Genomic DNA, 14,205 nt, shown 5'->3' with positions numbered 1-14,205 from the left:
TTCGCAACCTTCCGTTCACCCAGGGTAGCGTTTGTGTCACCGAATTTTTCATCGCCGCCATGACCAACGTCACGACCAAGTGGTCTGTACCAATTAGGGTGGGATCCGTGACTCGTCGCGCGAAAATCGTCTGCACTCTCGGCCCAGCCACCTCCTCTCCCGAACGTCTCCGCGAGCTGATCGCGGCCGGGATGGACGTGGCCCGTTTCAACCTCAGCCATGGCAGCCACGAGCTGCACAAGGAGGTTTACGACAGGGTGAGGGAGGCCGCCGCCGAGCTCGGACGTGGCGTAGGTCTGCTGGCCGACCTCCAGGGCCCCAAGATCCGGGTCGGCAAGTTCGAAGAGGGCCCCGTCCGCCTCGGCTTCGGTGATGTCTTCACGATCACCACCGAGGAGGTCCCCGGCGACCGTGAGCAGGTCTCCACCTCCTACCAGGGGCTCCCCAAGGACGTCCACCCCGGAGACAGCATCCTGGTCGACGACGGCCGGGTCCGCCTGGAGGTGACCCGGGTCGAGGGCCAGCGCGTCACCACCCGCGTGATCATCGGCGGCATGATCTCCGACAACAAGGGCCTCAACCTGCCGGGCGTCAACGTCAGCGCCCCCGTCCTCACCGACAAGGACGAGACCGACCTGCGCTGGGCCCTGCGCACCGGCTTCGACCTGGTCGCGCTCTCCTTCGTCAGGCGTCCCTCCGACGCCGACGTGGTACGCAACATCATGGAGCAGGAGGGCATCCGCCTCCCGCTGCTCGCCAAGATCGAGAAGCCGCAGGCGGTGGAACGGCTCCCCGAGATCATCGAGGCCTTCGACGGCATCATGGTCGCCCGCGGCGACCTCGGCGTCGAACTGCCCCTCGAAGAGGTGCCCATCGTGCAGAAGCGGGCCATCGAGCTCTGCCGCGAGAAGGCCCGCCCGGTCATCGTCGCCACCCAGATGCTCGACTCGATGATCACCGCACCGCGCCCCACCCGGGCGGAGGCCTCCGACGTCGCCTACGCCGTCATGGACGGCGCCGACGCGGTCATGCTCTCCGGGGAGACCTCGGTCGGCAACTACCCCATCGAGGTCGTCGAGACCATGAGCCGCATCGCCACGACCGCGGAGAAGAGCTCACTCCAAGCCACCCACAGCCTCGACCGGCTGCCGGAGACCACCGGCGGCGCCATCGCCCGCGCCGCCGCCGAGGTCGGCGCCATCGTCGGAGCCAAGGCGCTGGTGGCGTTCACCATGTCCGGTGAGACCGCCCGCCGCCTGGCCCGCTACCGCTCACCGATCCCGCTGCTGGCCTTCACCTCCGCCAGCCACGTCCGCAACCAGCTCGCGCTGACCTGGGGCGTGGAGACCTTCGAGGTGCCGTTCGTCCACCACACCGACGACATGGTCCGCCAGGTGGAGGCCTCGCTGCTGGCCCACTCCCGCCTGGAGAAGGGCGACAAGGTGGTCATCGTCGCCGGCTCCCCTCCCGGCACCGCGGGCTCCACCAACGCCCTGCGCGTGCACACCATCGGGGCGGCGGTCTCCAACCCCTCCTGATCGACACACCGGCGTACGGCCACCGCTCCGGCGGTGGCCGTACCCGTCTTCGCCGGTCGTCGGAGGACGACCGGCGAACGTCAGATCCCCGGGAACACCCGGCGCAGGTCGTCCAGGGTGACGCCGTCACCGGTGACGGTCACCGACGGCGGGGTGTGCTCGGGAGCCAGCCTGCCGCCGAGCAGACGCACCCACGCCTCCGCCGGGAGCGACAGGGTGTCGGCAGGCTCGGGGACCTCGCTGAAGCCGACGGTCTCACCGAGAGTGAGGCCCAGCACCCGCTCGGGGTCACTCGTCTCGACCCGGAGGGTCGTGGCAAGGCGCGGATCGAGGGCGTCGGGCCTGCCCATGAAGCCGATCATGAAATCAAGCGGCCCGGAGTACAGATCGGTCAGCACCCCGCTCGTGTCCGGCGCCACGGTAGCCGCCGGGTCGAAGGCGACCATGATGTCCCAGGAGTGCACGGCGGCCTCGTTCAGCCGCATCCCGGCCACCAGAGCGACATCGCCGGGCGCGGGCAGGAAGCTCAGCTTGACCCGGAGCCGTTCGCGGGCGTCCGCGTCGAGACCCTCGAAGGTGGAGACGATCTCCGCGTCCACGACGAGGAAGTCCTTGGCCTGCCCCGCAGGGTCCTTCGCGTTCCAGCGATCCCAGACCTCGTGGTTGAAATCCCGGCCCGGGGCGTCCTGACCGCCCAGCGCCGCCCGCAACGCCGCCAGACCGATCTCGGCGCCGCTACCGAGGTGGCTGAGCACCTGGGCGACGGTCCACTCCGAACAGGCCGAAGGCCGGGTCAGGTCGGCGGCGTCCAGGCCGCGGACGAAGGCCGCCAGCCCGTCATGGGTGGCGCGCAGGGCCGCGATGGTCCTGTCAGCGAGTGTGCTCATGATTCTCCTACCGAGATGGAAGGAACACGGGTTGTCGTGATCGCCCCGATACTCTCCTACCCGCCGTCGCAGGGGTCACCATCATCCCGCCCCGCACCGGCACTCACGGTCAGGCCCCCTCGTACTCCCACGTCCGCAGCGCTATCGGCCGGCCCTTCTCCTCGGCGGGAACCGGTGGCGCGTCCGTCAGGCGGTATCCCGCCGCGCGGGCCACCGCCACGCTCGCCGCGTTACCCGCCTCGATCTCCAGCAACAGCCGCGACACCCCGACCGTGTCACGGGCGAACCCCGTCATCACCCGCACCGCCCCCCGCGCCAGCCCCCGCCCCCGGAAGGCGGCCCCCACGCTGTAACCGATCTCCGCGACATCCAGGCCAAGACCGCTCAACATCAGCAACACCTCACCCATGGGCTCACCCCCGTCCACGGTGATCGCCAACTGCAGCCGCTCCCCGGCCGCCCGCCGCTGCCGGGCACGTTCCAGATAGGCCCGCGCCGCCTGCGGGCCGAACGGCGAGACCAGCGGCGTCCAGTACGCCACCTCGGGGTCGTCGAACAGCTTCACCATCGCCCCCAGGTCGCCGTCCTCCCACTCCCGCAGCACCACCCCGTGCCCGCGGAGCCGCACCCCCTCCGGAAGACGCACCCGCCCGGCACCGGGACCGCCCAGCTCCGCCTGGCCGTTCTCCACGATTCCCACGCATCCCCCTCCGTCACGCCGTCTTCCGAGCAACCTACTCGCCCACCGGGCCGCCCCCCACCGAACCACCTCAGTACTTCGGCCCCACGAACTCGTCCAACCGCTCAACGGCCGCTCGCCTGGCCACGGAGATGGTGTTGGGCTTGGAATAACGCCATGCCACGCCCAGCATGTCGAGCGCTTCGCCGCAGAGAGCGAGGATGTCCCGGGACTCGTTCACGAAGAGGTAGCGCGGATACTCGTACCAGTGGGTCTCGCCGGGTAACTGCCGTCGAACGCGGTTGATGATGCGACAACCATCGGAGTGCATCAGCCCTCGAACGAGATGGCCCGGATTCGCTGTGACGATCTGACGTTGCCAGGCTTCCAGTTCGATCAGGCGAGTGTGCTTCTTCCCTGGCCCATGTTGTGGGAACAAGTGCGGCCAATGCTTGGAGAAGGAATTGATTTCGGTACAACCCTGTCTGGGCAGCATGCGGACCTTGTTGTCCGGTCTGATGGATATAAGTGCCTTAATGCACTCTTCCTGTAGTCCTGGCCATGTATCGGCGCACATGATGCGCAATGACCACACTTGCTTGGAAGGGTCGCCGATGGTGCTGATGTAGCCGTCTCCAAGGTAGAGGCCGAGAAGGTAGGCGTACTTGTCTGGTGGAGCGGGAAGTTCCGGAATCTCCAGGCAGCGAGGGCAGGAAGCCACCCGTTGGACTAGGTGGTCCGGACGTTCCCGCCATGCCCTGACGGTCGACCGTGAAATGCCGGTGCGGCGGCTGACCGCGCTGATCGTCTCGCCCGAGTCGAGGAGATTACGAACTCTTTCACGGATAGTTACGTCGTACATACGGAAAGTGTTTCAGCCGGGTACGACAAAAACCGCCCAGCCATGTGGCCGGGCGGCTGAAGCGTGCCCCGGGTGGGATTCGAACCCACACTGTGCGCTGTTTGAGAGCGCCCTCTCTGCCGTTGGAGTACCGGGGCTTGTTCAATTCAAGGTGAGCAATTGCATCATAACGCTCTCATGCCTCGCCCTGACGTGGTCCTAATCTAGCGGACGTCGGTACTCTCTTGCTCGTGAGTACGCAGCGGCGAGTGGTGATCGCGGAAGATGAAGCACTGATCCGTCTCGACCTCAAGGAGATGTTAGAGGAAGAAGGATACGAGGTCGTCGCGGAGGCCGGGGACGGGGAGTCGGCGGTCAAGCTGGCGATGGAGCAGCGGCCCGATCTGGTGATCCTGGATGTGAAGATGCCCGTCCTGGACGGGATCTCGGCGGCCGAGCAGATCGTGTCGCAGCGGGTCGCGCCGTGCCTCATTCTCACGGCCTTCTCGCAGCGTGACCTGGTGGAGCGGGCGAGGGACGCCGGTGCGATGGCGTACCTGGTGAAGCCGTTCACGAAGTCGGATCTGGTGCCGGCGATCGAGATGGCGGTCAGCAGGCATCAGGAGATCGCCGCGCTGGAGCGGGAGGTCGGGACGCTCTCCGAGCGGTTGGAGACGCGCAAGCTGGTGGAGCGGGCGAAGGGTCTGCTGATGGAGCGGCACGGGTGGAGTGAGCCGCAGTCGTTCCGGTGGATTCAGAAGGCGTCGATGGATCGCAGGCTGAGCATGCGGCAGGTTGCGCAGATCGTGGTCGCGGATGCGGATCGGGGCGGGGGCGGCTCCGAGATGGGGGCGGAGGAGCCCTGAATCGGACTCTCCGGTTCTTTCCGCAGGCCCGCGCCTGTCGGGGGTGTGGCTCGAGGAGGAGGCGATGTGGGCTTCCTGGGGGCCGGTGTGATGGCCGTGGAGGTGGCGAGGTCGCCGGTGACCATGGCTTTTGCGGCTGATAGCCGAAAAGGATCGGTGTTATAAAGAAACGGTAACGGCGGGCCGTCCTGTATCGACCCGTGACATCGGCTGGCTGTACTAACCGACACAACCCCCTGGCCACCCGCCAGGGAAGGGCATCTGTGAACCCGGTCCTGACGAGGGAACGGGCGAAAGGAAGGCAACCTTGCGGCCTAAGACTGCACGCCTCGGTGGAGTGCTTGCCGCCGGTGTGGCGCTCACCCTCGGTCTCGCTGCCTGCGGTGACGGTGGTACGGAAGCCACGCCGGCTGAGGGTGGCTCCAGTGCTGCCGCCCCCGGTACCATCAAGCTTGGCTTCATGGGAGACCTGACCGGCGCCAATGCCGGCATCGTCATTCCCCCCCGGAACGGTGCGAAGCTCGTCATCGACGAGTACAACAAGACCAACCCGGCTGTGAAGATCGAGCTGGTCGAATACGACAGCCAGGCGGACCCGTCGAAGGCGGTCGCCCTGGCCCAGCAGGCGATCAAGACCGACAAGATCGTTGGCCTGATCGGTCCTGCGTTCTCCGGTGAGTCCGCCCAGGTGGCGCCGGTGCTGGAGGAGGCGAAGCTGCCGAGCGTCTCGGCGTCCGCCACCAACGCCGCGCTGTCGACGAATGGTTGGAAGTACTGGCACCGGGTGCTGCCGAGTGACAACGTTCAGGGCCCCGGTATCGGTGACTTCATCGCGACGGGCCTCGCCGCGAAGAACGTTTTCGTCATCGACGACAAGTCCGAGTACGGCAAGCCGCTTGCCGACGCGGTCAAGGGCGCGCTTGAGGCCAAGAGCGTGAAGCTGACGACCGACTCGCTTGACCCGACCGAGAGTGACTTCTCCTCGGTGGTGAACAAGGTCGCGGCCGCCAAGCCTGACGCGATCTTCTTTGGTGGTTACTACGCCGCGGGCGGCAACCTGCTCAAGCAGCTCCGCGACAAGGGTGTCAAGGACGCGAAGTTCCTGTCCGGTGACGGTTCGCTGGACAAGGGTCTGATCGACGGCGCCGGCGCCGCGAACGCCGAGGGCGCGCTGGTCGGCTGCCCGTGCTACATCGCGACCCCGGATGTGACCGACGCCAAGGTGAAGGCGTTCGCCGACGCCTACAAGGCCGCTTACAGCGCGGACCCGGCGATCTACGCGGCCGAGGGTTACGACGCCGCGACGGTCTTCGTCGAGGCGATCAAGGCCGGCAACACCACTGCCGAGAAGATCAACGAGTTCATCGCCACGGTGGACTTCGCGGGTGTCTCCAAGCAGGTCAAGTTCGAGGCCAACGGTGAGGTCTCGGCGAAGGACATCTACATCTACCAGGTCAAGGATGGTGCCATCGGCCTGCTGGGCAAGGCCACCGAGGCCAAGCTGGGTTAGTCCGGCGCTGAAGGAGATTAGGTAGTCGGCGCGTGGGGAGCGGGAACGCGCAGTGCGTTCCCGCTTCTCGCGTACTTCCAGAGAGTCCACGAGGTTCTGCTGGAGGCGGTGTGCTACCCGGAAGTGCAGGCGACCCCCGCTAGAAGTGGTAAACCCTAGTGCTCAATGACTTCATCAATCAGTTCTGGCCGGCGACGATCGATGGCCTGGCCTTCGGCTCGATCTACGCCCTGATCGCGCTCGGCTACACCATGGTGTACGGCGTGCTGCGGCTGATCAACTTCGCGCATTCAGAAGTTTTCATGATCGGTACGTTCGGCGCGATGCTGGTGCCGTTCGTGTTCGGCATCAACTCGGCGCTGACCGGCATCGCGTTGGTCGGTGTCGTGTTGGCGATGATCCTGGCCGGCATGCTCGCCTCGGCGGGCACCGCGATCACGCTGGAGCGGATCGCCTACCGGCCGCTGCGCAAGCGCGGCGCGTCCCGGCTGGCGGCGTTGATCTCGGCCATCGGCGCCTCGATCTTCCTCCAGGAGTTGTTCGCGCTCCTGGTGATCCCGAATGTCTTCAACCGTCCGGAGCAGGGCCGTATCCAGATGGCCCTGCCCCGGCTGATGGAGCGGAGCGAACTTTTCTCGATCTTCGGGCACCCCGTCCGGATCGACCAGATATTCGTTATCCTCGCGGCGATCGGCATGATGATCGCGCTGGACGCCCTGGTGAACCGCTCGAAGATCGGCCGAGGTATTCGCGCTACCGCGCAGAACCCCGAGGCGGCCGTGCTGATGGGCGTCGACATCAACAGGATCGTCCGGATGACCTTCCTCATCGGCGGCGGCATGGCCGGTGTGGCGGGTGCGCTCTATCTGATCTCGTACGAGAACACGCACTACTTTGTCGGATTCCTCTTCGGTATCAAGGCGTTCACCGCGGCGGTCCTGGGTGGCATCGGCAACCTGCGCGGCGCCCTGGTGGGTGGAATCACGCTCGGGCTGGTGGAGAACTACGGAGCCATCTTCTTCGGCTCCGACTGGAAGCACGTGATCTCCTTCACCATCCTCGTCTTGGTCCTGATGTTCCGCCCCACCGGAATCCTCGGTGAATCACTCCAGCAGGCGCGCGCATGAACCAGAAGAATTCCCTGGCAGGTTTCCGCAATGGCCTCGGCCGCTTCGGCGACGCCATGCACGATCGCTGGCTGAGCACTCCCGGCTGGCAGCGCTGGGTGCTGTACGTGCTCCTGATCGTCGGGGCGCTGCTGCTGCCGTCGGAGAGTCTCGCCCCCTTCATGTCGCCCTACACCGACTGGGCGAGCATCCTGTTCTTCCCGATCGGGACGTATGTGGTCCTGGCGATCGGCCTGAACGTGGTGGTCGGTCAGGCGGGTCTGCTCGACCTGGGTTTCGTCGCGTTCTACGCCGTGGGCGGTTACGCGATGGCGCTGATCGGTACCCGGCTGGGCTGGAACTTCTGGCTCATCCTGCTGGTCGGCATCGGGATCTGTGCCCTGTCGGGCCTCACCCTGGGCGCTCCGACGCTGCGGTTGCGCGGTGACTATCTGGCGATCGTCACGCTGGGCTTCGGTGAGATCATTCGTATCACCGCCCGCAACACCGACGAGATCGGTGGCCCGAACGGCATCCGCGGCATTCCGCACCCGCCGAGCGTCGAGGACTTCCAGCTCTTCGGGATCAACTTCTCCGAGGTGTTCGGAGTGGATCCGCTCAAGTACGGGGTGCTGGATCCGCGTCCCTACTACTACCTGCTGGTCGCGCTGGCCGTCATCGTGATCATCCTGGTCAAGCGCTGGGAGAAGAGCCGGGTCGGGCGTGCCTGGGCGGCGATCCGTGAGGACGAGGACGCGGCCGAGGTCATGGGCGTGCCGACGTTCCGCTTCAAGATGCTCGCCTTCGCGATCGGTGCCTCCATCGGTGGCGCGATGGGCGTGCTGTGGGCGGCGAAGGCCATCTCGATCAACCCGAACGATTTCCAGTTCCTGCTGTCGGCGACGATCCTGGCCGCGGTGGTCATGGGTGGTTCGGGCAACCTGCCGGGTGTCATGCTGGGTGCCTTCCTGGTGGCCTGGCTGCCCGAGCGGTTCCGCGGCCTGCAGGAGTACCGCATGCTGATCTTCGGCGCGGTGCTGGTGGCGTTGATGATCTTCCGTCCGGAGGGTCTGCTGCCGTCGCGTCAACGCAAGGCGGAGTTGCAGGAGGGAACAGGCGGGATGGGTACGCTCGGGGCCGAGGTTCCCGGGCCCGATTCGCAGGTTGAGGAGGTGGCTTCCAAGTGAGCGCCGAGGTGAATCCGGCCACTGTGACCTCGGAGGTGGCACAGCCGGAGCGGAGCGGCCGCACCATGTTGGAGCTGCGTAACCTCGTGATGCGGTTCGGCGGTGTCACGGCGCTGCGCGAGGTCGACCTGACCATCAAGGAGGGGGAGATCTTCGCGCTCATCGGCCCGAACGGCGCCGGCAAGACCACGGTCTTCAACGTGGTGACCGGGGTCTACCAGCCGACCGAGGGCGAGGTCCGGTTCCTGGACGAGAAGATCAGTGGCGTCAAGCGCTTCAAGATCACAAAGCGGGGCATCGCCCGCACGTTCCAGAACATCCGCCTGTTCCACAACATGACGGCCATCGAGAACGTCATGGTGGGCGCGGACGCGCACCACAAGTCGGGCATGGTCAGCGTGGCGCTGGGGCTTCCCTGGCACCGCCGGGCCGAGCGCGACGGGCGTGCGCTGGCGATGGAGCTGCTCGACTTCGTCGGCATCTCGCACCGCGCGCAGGACCACGCCAAGAACCTGCCCTACGGTGACCAGCGCCGTCTGGAGATCGCCCGCGCCCTGGCGACCAACCCGAAGCTGCTGCTGCTGGACGAGCCCGCCGCCGGTATGAACCCGGCGGAGAAGGTGGCGCTGCAGCAGCTGATCCGGGACATCCGGGACGCCGGGCGGACGATTCTGATCATCGAGCACGACATGAGCCTCATCATGGGCATCAGTGACCGCATCGCGGTGCTGGACTTCGGCCAGAAGATCGCCGATGGCCTGCCGGACGAGGTGCGGACCGACCCCCGGGTCGTCGAGGCGTATTTGGGAGCTCCCGCCGATGCTTCTTGAGGTCAAGGACATCCATGTCCACTACGGCAAGATCGAGGCGCTCAAGGGCATCTCGGTCGAGGTGAACGAGGGCGAGATCGTCACGCTCATCGGGGCGAACGGGGCGGGTAAGACCACCACCCTGAAGACGATCTCGGGCCTGCGCCCGCTGTCGTCGGGGAGCGTCGTCTTCAATGGCGAAGACATCAGCAAGATGCCCGGCCACAAGCGGGTCATCGCAGGCCTGGGGCAGGCGCCCGAGGGCCGGGGCGTGTTCCCGGGCATGACGGTGCAGGACAACCTGCTCATGGGCGCCTACACCCGCTCGGGTGATTTCAGCGCAGACCTGGACGAGGTCTACGAGCTGTTCCCCCGCCTGAAGGAGCGCAGGACCCAGATGGGCGGCACGATGTCCGGAGGTGAGCAGCAGATGCTCGCCATCGGCCGCGCGCTGATGGCCAAGCCCAAGCTGCTCCTGCTCGACGAGCCGTCGATGGGTCTGGCGCCGCTGATCGTGCAGCAGATCTTCTCGATCATCGAGGAGATCAACCGCCGGGGCACCACGGTGCTGTTGGTGGAGCAGAACGCCCAGCAGGCGCTGAAGCTGGCCCACCGCGCCTACGTCCTGGAGACCGGGCAGGTGGTCAAGAGCGCGCCCGCGGAGGAGCTGCTCAACGACCCGGCCGTGCAGGCCGCCTATCTGGGCGGTGGAGCGGCGCACGACCTGGTCGAGGAGGCGGCGGGTGCTCCCGGCTCCGCCTCCGCTTCGGAGGAGCCGGCCTGATCCGTGCCTTCCACGGCAGGGGGCGGGCCCGCCGCGCGTCGGCGCGGCGGGCCCGCCCATGTCGGGGAGGCTCAGGACAGTGGCACCCGCACGCCGTCGGTGGTGCCCCCCACACCGAGGGGCGGGTCGCCGAACAGCCTGATCGCGGAGACCTGCGCCTCGGAGGGGATGTCGTACCACAGGTCCATTTCGATCCTGACCTGGGCGCCGAGCGGGAGGGTGTCCGGCTGGCGCTTGATGGCCTGCGCGAACTTGTCGATCGTGTGGACGGTGCCGTCGGCGGCGATGAGCTGCTGCCGCTTGGCGTCGAAGCGGGAGTTGGTGCGCCCGGGGTTCTCCACGAGGATCCGTACGACCACGTACTGGCCCTTGGCCTGCCACTCGGCGTGGCTGCCGAAGAAGCCGCTCAGGCCCTTCTGCAGGCCGATCACCTGGAACCGGGTGTCGCCGTCGGTCACCGGCGCGGCCCGGACGGGGCTCTCGCCCGGCCGGACCGGGCGCGGCGGGAGTTCGTAGGTCGGGGTGGGGGTGGCCGAGGGGGAGGCGGATGCGGCCGGTTCCCCTGCGGTGCAGCCGGACAGGACGGTGACGGCGAGAGCGACACCGGTGAACAGGATCAGGGGGGCGCGCACATCGGGCAACGTAACCGAGTCGGACCCCGAAGTTCAACGACCGGCCCGGCCGGCGTTGACGATCCGGCAAGTGCTCGCATCCCGGTCCGCGGCGGGAGCAGGGTGTGAATCGGGGGGCTCCTGACACGGTTGTTGTCCGAATTGTGTCATATCGGTGATCTGCACGATTATGCAGGTGATGGAGCATGACCTGCATTGAGGTATCCATAAAAGAAGCGACATTTGACCGTAAGGAGGCCTTTGTGGGCCTGAGTTTTGTTTCCCGTCGTGCACTCACGGTGGGCGCCATGGTCGTCGCCGGTGCGCTCGGCCTTGCGGCCTGCGGTGGTGGCGAGACCACCAGCGCGAGCCCGAGCGATGGTGCCTCGGCAAGCGCTCCCGCGGCCGCGGCCGGCCCGCAGGTGATCACTCCCGGCAAGCTGACCACCTGCACCAACCTGCCCTACGAGCCCTTCCAGTTCAAGGAGGGGGAAAAGGTCGTCGGTTTTGACGTCGACATCGTCGACCTGGCGGCCAAGAAGCTCGGCCTGACGCAGGAGATCGTCGACATCGACTTCGCCGTCATCAAGAGTGGCGCGGCGATGGCGGCGGGCAAGTGCGACGTGGCCGCCGCCGGTATGACGATCACCGAGGAGCGCAAGGCCAACATCGACTTCTCCGAGCCCTACTTCGACGCCACGCAGGCACTGCTGGCCAAGAAGGGAGCCGGCGCGGCGACCCTTGACGAGATCAAGGCCAAGGGCCTCAAGCTCGGCGCCCAGGCCTCGACCACGGGCCTCGACTACGTCAAGGGCAAGGGCATGGACCCGAAGGAGTTCGCCGACTCTCCCAAGGAACTGCTCGGTCTGCAGTCCGGGCAGGTCGACGTGATCGTCCAGGACCTTCCCGTCGTCCTGACCTGGCTGAAGAAGCCCGAGATCGCGGAGAAGTTCGAGCTGGTCGCCAGCCTCGACACCGGCGAGCAGTACGGCGTCGGCCTGAAGAAGGGCGCCGACCCGGTCCTGCTCAAGGCGATCAACGACGCGATCACCGAGGCCAAGGCGGACGGCACCTACGAGCAGATCTTCGTCAAGTGGTTCGGTAAGAAGCCCGGGGAGCTCGGCTAACCGATGACGGACCAGCCAACGACGACCGAGCCCACTCCCGGCGGGGGTGCTCCCGCCGGGAGTGGGCTCAGTCCCCGTAAGAGACAGCAGATCAGCCGGGCCGTCCAGTACGTCGTACTGGCGGCCGTGGCCGTCTTCCTGGCCCTGACCATCGAGTGGGGCGAGCTCGGAAAGAACTTCGCCAGGCTCGACGTCGCGGAGAAGACGCTTCCAGAGCTGTTCACGATCGCGCTGAAGAACACCATCATCTACTCGGTCGGTGGGTTCGTCTTCGCCTTCCTGCTCGGTCTGCTGTTCGCGCTGATGCGGATGTCGTCGGTGCGGCCCTACCGGTGGATCGCGATCGCCTACATCGAGATCTTCCGCGGCCTGCCCGCGCTGCTGATCTTTCTGCTCATCCTGTTCCTGCCCCTGGCCCTGAGCGGCTTCCAGGTGCCGGGCGGCACCTACGGCGAGGGCATCCTGGGTCTGACGATCGTCGGTTCGGCCTACATGGCGGAGACGCTCAGGGCGGGCCTTCAGGCGGTGCCCAAGGGGCAGATGGAGGCGGCGCGCTCGCTGGGCATGTCGTACACGCGGGCCATGGTCTCCATCGTCATCCCGCAGGCCGTGCGCATCGTGATCCCGCCGACGACCAACCAGTTCGTCTCCCTGCTCAAGGACTCCTCGCTGGTGCTGTTCCTCGGCGTCTCCGGTGACTACGTCGAGCTCACGAAGTTCGGCAACGACATGGCCTCGACCCACGCCAACGCCACGCCCATCCTGGTCGTGGGCGTGACATACCTTCTGGTCACCATCCCGCTGGGCTATCTCGCGTCCCGGCTGGAGAAGCGCCAGGCGAAGGGACGGTGACTCCGGTGAACCACGCGGTTGAGATCCGTGACCTGCACAAGTGCTTCGGCAAGCTCGAGGTTCTCAAGGGCATCGACTTCGCCGTCGACCCCGGCCAGGTGGTCTGTGTCATCGGCCCCTCGGGGTCGGGCAAGTCCACCCTGCTGCGCTGCGTGAACCTGCTGGAGCAGCCGACGTCGGGCAGGGTGGTCGTCCACGGAGTGGAGCTGACCGACCGCGACGTCGACATCGACGCCGCCCGCCGCGGCATCGGGATGGTCTTCCAGCAGTTCAACCTCTTCCCGCACATGACGGTTCTGCAGAACGTGATGATCTCGCAGCGCCGGGTGCTGAAGCGGGGCAGGGCCGAGGCCGAGAAGATCGCCAGGGAGAACCTGGACAAGGTCGGCATCGGTGAGAAGTGCGACGCCTACCCCACCCAGCTCTCCGGTGGCCAGCAGCAGCGGGTGGCCATCGCCAGGGCGCTGGCCATGAGCCCGGCGCTGATGCTCTTCGACGAGCCCACCTCGGCGCTCGACCCCGAACTCGTCGGTGACGTGCTCACGGTCATGCGCAAGCTCGCCGAGGAGGGGATGACGATGCTCGTGGTCACCCACGAGATGGCGTTCGCCCGCGACGTGGCCGACCGGGTGGTCTTCATGGACGGCGGCGTGATCGTGGAGGACGGCCCGGCGGAGCAGGTGATCGGCGCTCCGCGGCACGAGCGCACGAAGACCTTCCTGCGCCGGGTGCTCGACCCGACGCACACGGACATCTGAGTTCCGTCTCTCAAGGGCCCGCACCCGCCCGGTGCGGGCCTTCGCGCGATGAGGGTCGAAGTCCAGGGAGCCCGGGGGAGGCCTTTGGCGCCGTACGGAGCTTCCCCGACCCCGTACGTTTTCTACTCGGCCTCCCCGCGGGCATCGCCATCACCCACCGTAGCGGAAGCGTCGCTCGATGACGGCAAAAAGGCGGTCCGGGTGTGTTCAGACGTCGCGCAGCATGCAGGTGAGGCGCGCGCTGCACACCCGGCGGTCCCGCTCGTCGACGATCTCGATGTCGTAGGTGGCGAGCGTCCGGCCGCCGTGCAGCCGGGTGGCCACGCCGGTGACCAGACCCGAGGTGGCCGAGCGGTGGTGGGTGGCGTTGATCTCGATGCCCATCGCGATCCGCCCGGGGCCCGCGTGCAGTGCCGCGCCGACCGAGCCCAGCGTCTCCGCCAGCACGCACGAGGCACCGCCGTGCAGCAGGCCGTACGGCTGGGTGTTGCCCTCGACGGGCATCGTGCCCGTCACCCGCTCGGGAGTGGCCTCGGTGATCAGGATGCCCATCCGCTCCACCAGCGTGTTCTGGTGTGAGGCGGCCAGCAGTTCCTCGATGCGAGCGGCCTCGTCGGGGTCTGTCATGGTCAAGGGGACGTCTCCTGTCA

At 66.9% G+C, this 14,205-nt stretch carries 15 protein-coding genes and 1 tRNA gene; 10 read left to right on the top strand and 6 right to left on the bottom strand.

The genetic code is table 11. The features are described from left to right. Positions 1-107: 107 nt before the first annotated feature. Positions 108-1,538 carry a pyruvate kinase gene (gene pyk, locus ACWD3H_RS13635; protein WP_355559905.1) on the top strand — a complete coding sequence of 477 codons (1,431 nt, stop codon included), beginning with the start codon at positions 108-110 and terminating at the stop codon, positions 1,536-1,538. Positions 1,539-1,618: 80 nt separating this feature from the next. Here the strand turns inward: pyk and ACWD3H_RS13630 are convergent, their stop codons facing one another. The 4 genes from ACWD3H_RS13630 to ACWD3H_RS13615 form a co-directional block, all read right to left on the bottom strand. Continuing rightward, the gene (locus ACWD3H_RS13630; protein WP_451955167.1) at positions 1,619-2,425 is read right to left on the bottom strand and encodes a maleylpyruvate isomerase family mycothiol-dependent enzyme; all 807 of its coding nucleotides are present in this window, start codon (positions 2,423-2,425) and stop codon (positions 1,619-1,621) included. A 109-nt stretch (positions 2,426-2,534) separates the two neighbouring features. Beyond that, positions 2,535-3,125 (bottom strand): GNAT family N-acetyltransferase, encoded by a 591-nt coding sequence (locus ACWD3H_RS13625; protein ID WP_451955166.1) that lies wholly within the window; start codon positions 3,123-3,125, stop codon positions 2,535-2,537. Positions 3,126-3,195: 70 nt separating this feature from the next. Continuing rightward, a complete protein-coding gene (locus tag ACWD3H_RS13620) occupies positions 3,196-3,966 on the bottom strand; it encodes a helix-turn-helix domain-containing protein (protein ID WP_451955165.1) in 771 nt (256 codons plus the stop codon). A 64-nt stretch (positions 3,967-4,030) separates the two neighbouring features. Then, positions 4,031-4,103 (bottom strand) — tRNA-Leu (locus tag ACWD3H_RS13615). A gap of 93 nt (positions 4,104-4,196) precedes the next feature. Here ACWD3H_RS13615 and ACWD3H_RS13610 point away from each other — a divergent pair. The 6 genes from ACWD3H_RS13610 (at position 4,197) to ACWD3H_RS13585 (ending at position 10,207) form a co-directional block, all read left to right on the top strand. Then, positions 4,197-4,811, top strand: coding sequence for an ANTAR domain-containing response regulator (locus ACWD3H_RS13610; protein WP_350922756.1), 615 nt, complete (start codon positions 4,197-4,199; stop codon positions 4,809-4,811). Positions 4,812-5,148: 337 nt separating this feature from the next. Then, positions 5,149-6,321: a branched-chain amino acid ABC transporter substrate-binding protein gene (locus tag ACWD3H_RS13605; RefSeq protein ID WP_451955225.1), complete on the top strand. Its 1,173-nt coding sequence runs from the start codon at positions 5,149-5,151 to the stop codon at positions 6,319-6,321. Positions 6,322-6,479: 158 nt separating this feature from the next. Continuing rightward, complete coding sequence (locus ACWD3H_RS13600) at positions 6,480-7,448, top strand: branched-chain amino acid ABC transporter permease (protein WP_350922754.1); 969 nt, start codon at positions 6,480-6,482, stop codon at positions 7,446-7,448. Next, positions 7,445-8,614 carry a branched-chain amino acid ABC transporter permease gene (locus ACWD3H_RS13595; RefSeq protein WP_451955164.1) on the top strand — a complete coding sequence of 390 codons (1,170 nt, stop codon included), beginning with the start codon at positions 7,445-7,447 and terminating at the stop codon, positions 8,612-8,614. Before ACWD3H_RS13600 ends, ACWD3H_RS13595 begins: the two co-directional genes overlap by 4 nt. After that, the gene (locus ACWD3H_RS13590; RefSeq protein ID WP_451935899.1) at positions 8,611-9,444 is read left to right on the top strand and encodes an ABC transporter ATP-binding protein; all 834 of its coding nucleotides are present in this window, start codon (positions 8,611-8,613) and stop codon (positions 9,442-9,444) included. Before ACWD3H_RS13595 ends, ACWD3H_RS13590 begins: the two co-directional genes overlap by 4 nt. Further along, positions 9,434-10,207 (top strand): ABC transporter ATP-binding protein, encoded by a 774-nt coding sequence (locus ACWD3H_RS13585; RefSeq protein WP_451955163.1) that lies wholly within the window; start codon positions 9,434-9,436, stop codon positions 10,205-10,207. The genes ACWD3H_RS13590 and ACWD3H_RS13585 overlap by 11 nt, the downstream gene beginning before the upstream one ends. A 71-nt stretch (positions 10,208-10,278) precedes the next feature. On the opposite strand, the gene ACWD3H_RS13580 is transcribed toward ACWD3H_RS13585, so the two are convergent. Continuing rightward, positions 10,279-10,839, bottom strand: coding sequence for a DUF4352 domain-containing protein (locus ACWD3H_RS13580; RefSeq protein WP_451955162.1), 561 nt, complete (start codon positions 10,837-10,839; stop codon positions 10,279-10,281). Positions 10,840-11,126: 287 nt separating this feature from the next. Here ACWD3H_RS13580 and ACWD3H_RS13575 point away from each other — a divergent pair, with 287 nt between their 5' ends. From ACWD3H_RS13575 to ACWD3H_RS13565, 3 genes are read left to right on the top strand one after another with little or no spacing between them, the layout of a single operon-like run. After that, positions 11,127-11,945 (top strand): ABC transporter substrate-binding protein, encoded by an 819-nt coding sequence (locus tag ACWD3H_RS13575; RefSeq protein ID WP_451955161.1) that lies wholly within the window; start codon positions 11,127-11,129, stop codon positions 11,943-11,945. 3 nt (positions 11,946-11,948) lie between these two features. Then, entirely contained in the window at positions 11,949-12,797 is an 849-nt protein-coding gene (locus tag ACWD3H_RS13570) for an amino acid ABC transporter permease (RefSeq protein ID WP_350922742.1), read from the top strand. Beyond that, positions 12,794-13,555, top strand: coding sequence for an amino acid ABC transporter ATP-binding protein (locus tag ACWD3H_RS13565; RefSeq protein ID WP_355565747.1), 762 nt, complete (start codon positions 12,794-12,796; stop codon positions 13,553-13,555). Before ACWD3H_RS13570 ends, ACWD3H_RS13565 begins: the two co-directional genes overlap by 4 nt. Before the next feature lie 207 nt (positions 13,556-13,762). On the opposite strand, the gene ACWD3H_RS13560 is transcribed toward ACWD3H_RS13565, so the two are convergent. Next, on the bottom strand, positions 13,763-14,188 hold the full coding sequence (locus tag ACWD3H_RS13560) for a PaaI family thioesterase (protein ID WP_451955160.1): 426 nt from the start codon (positions 14,186-14,188) through the stop codon (positions 13,763-13,765). Positions 14,189-14,205: the final 17 nt, after the last annotated feature.

The organism is Streptosporangium sp. NPDC002607 (assembly GCF_053592655.1).
This window is presented reverse-complemented; position numbering and strand designations above follow the sequence as displayed.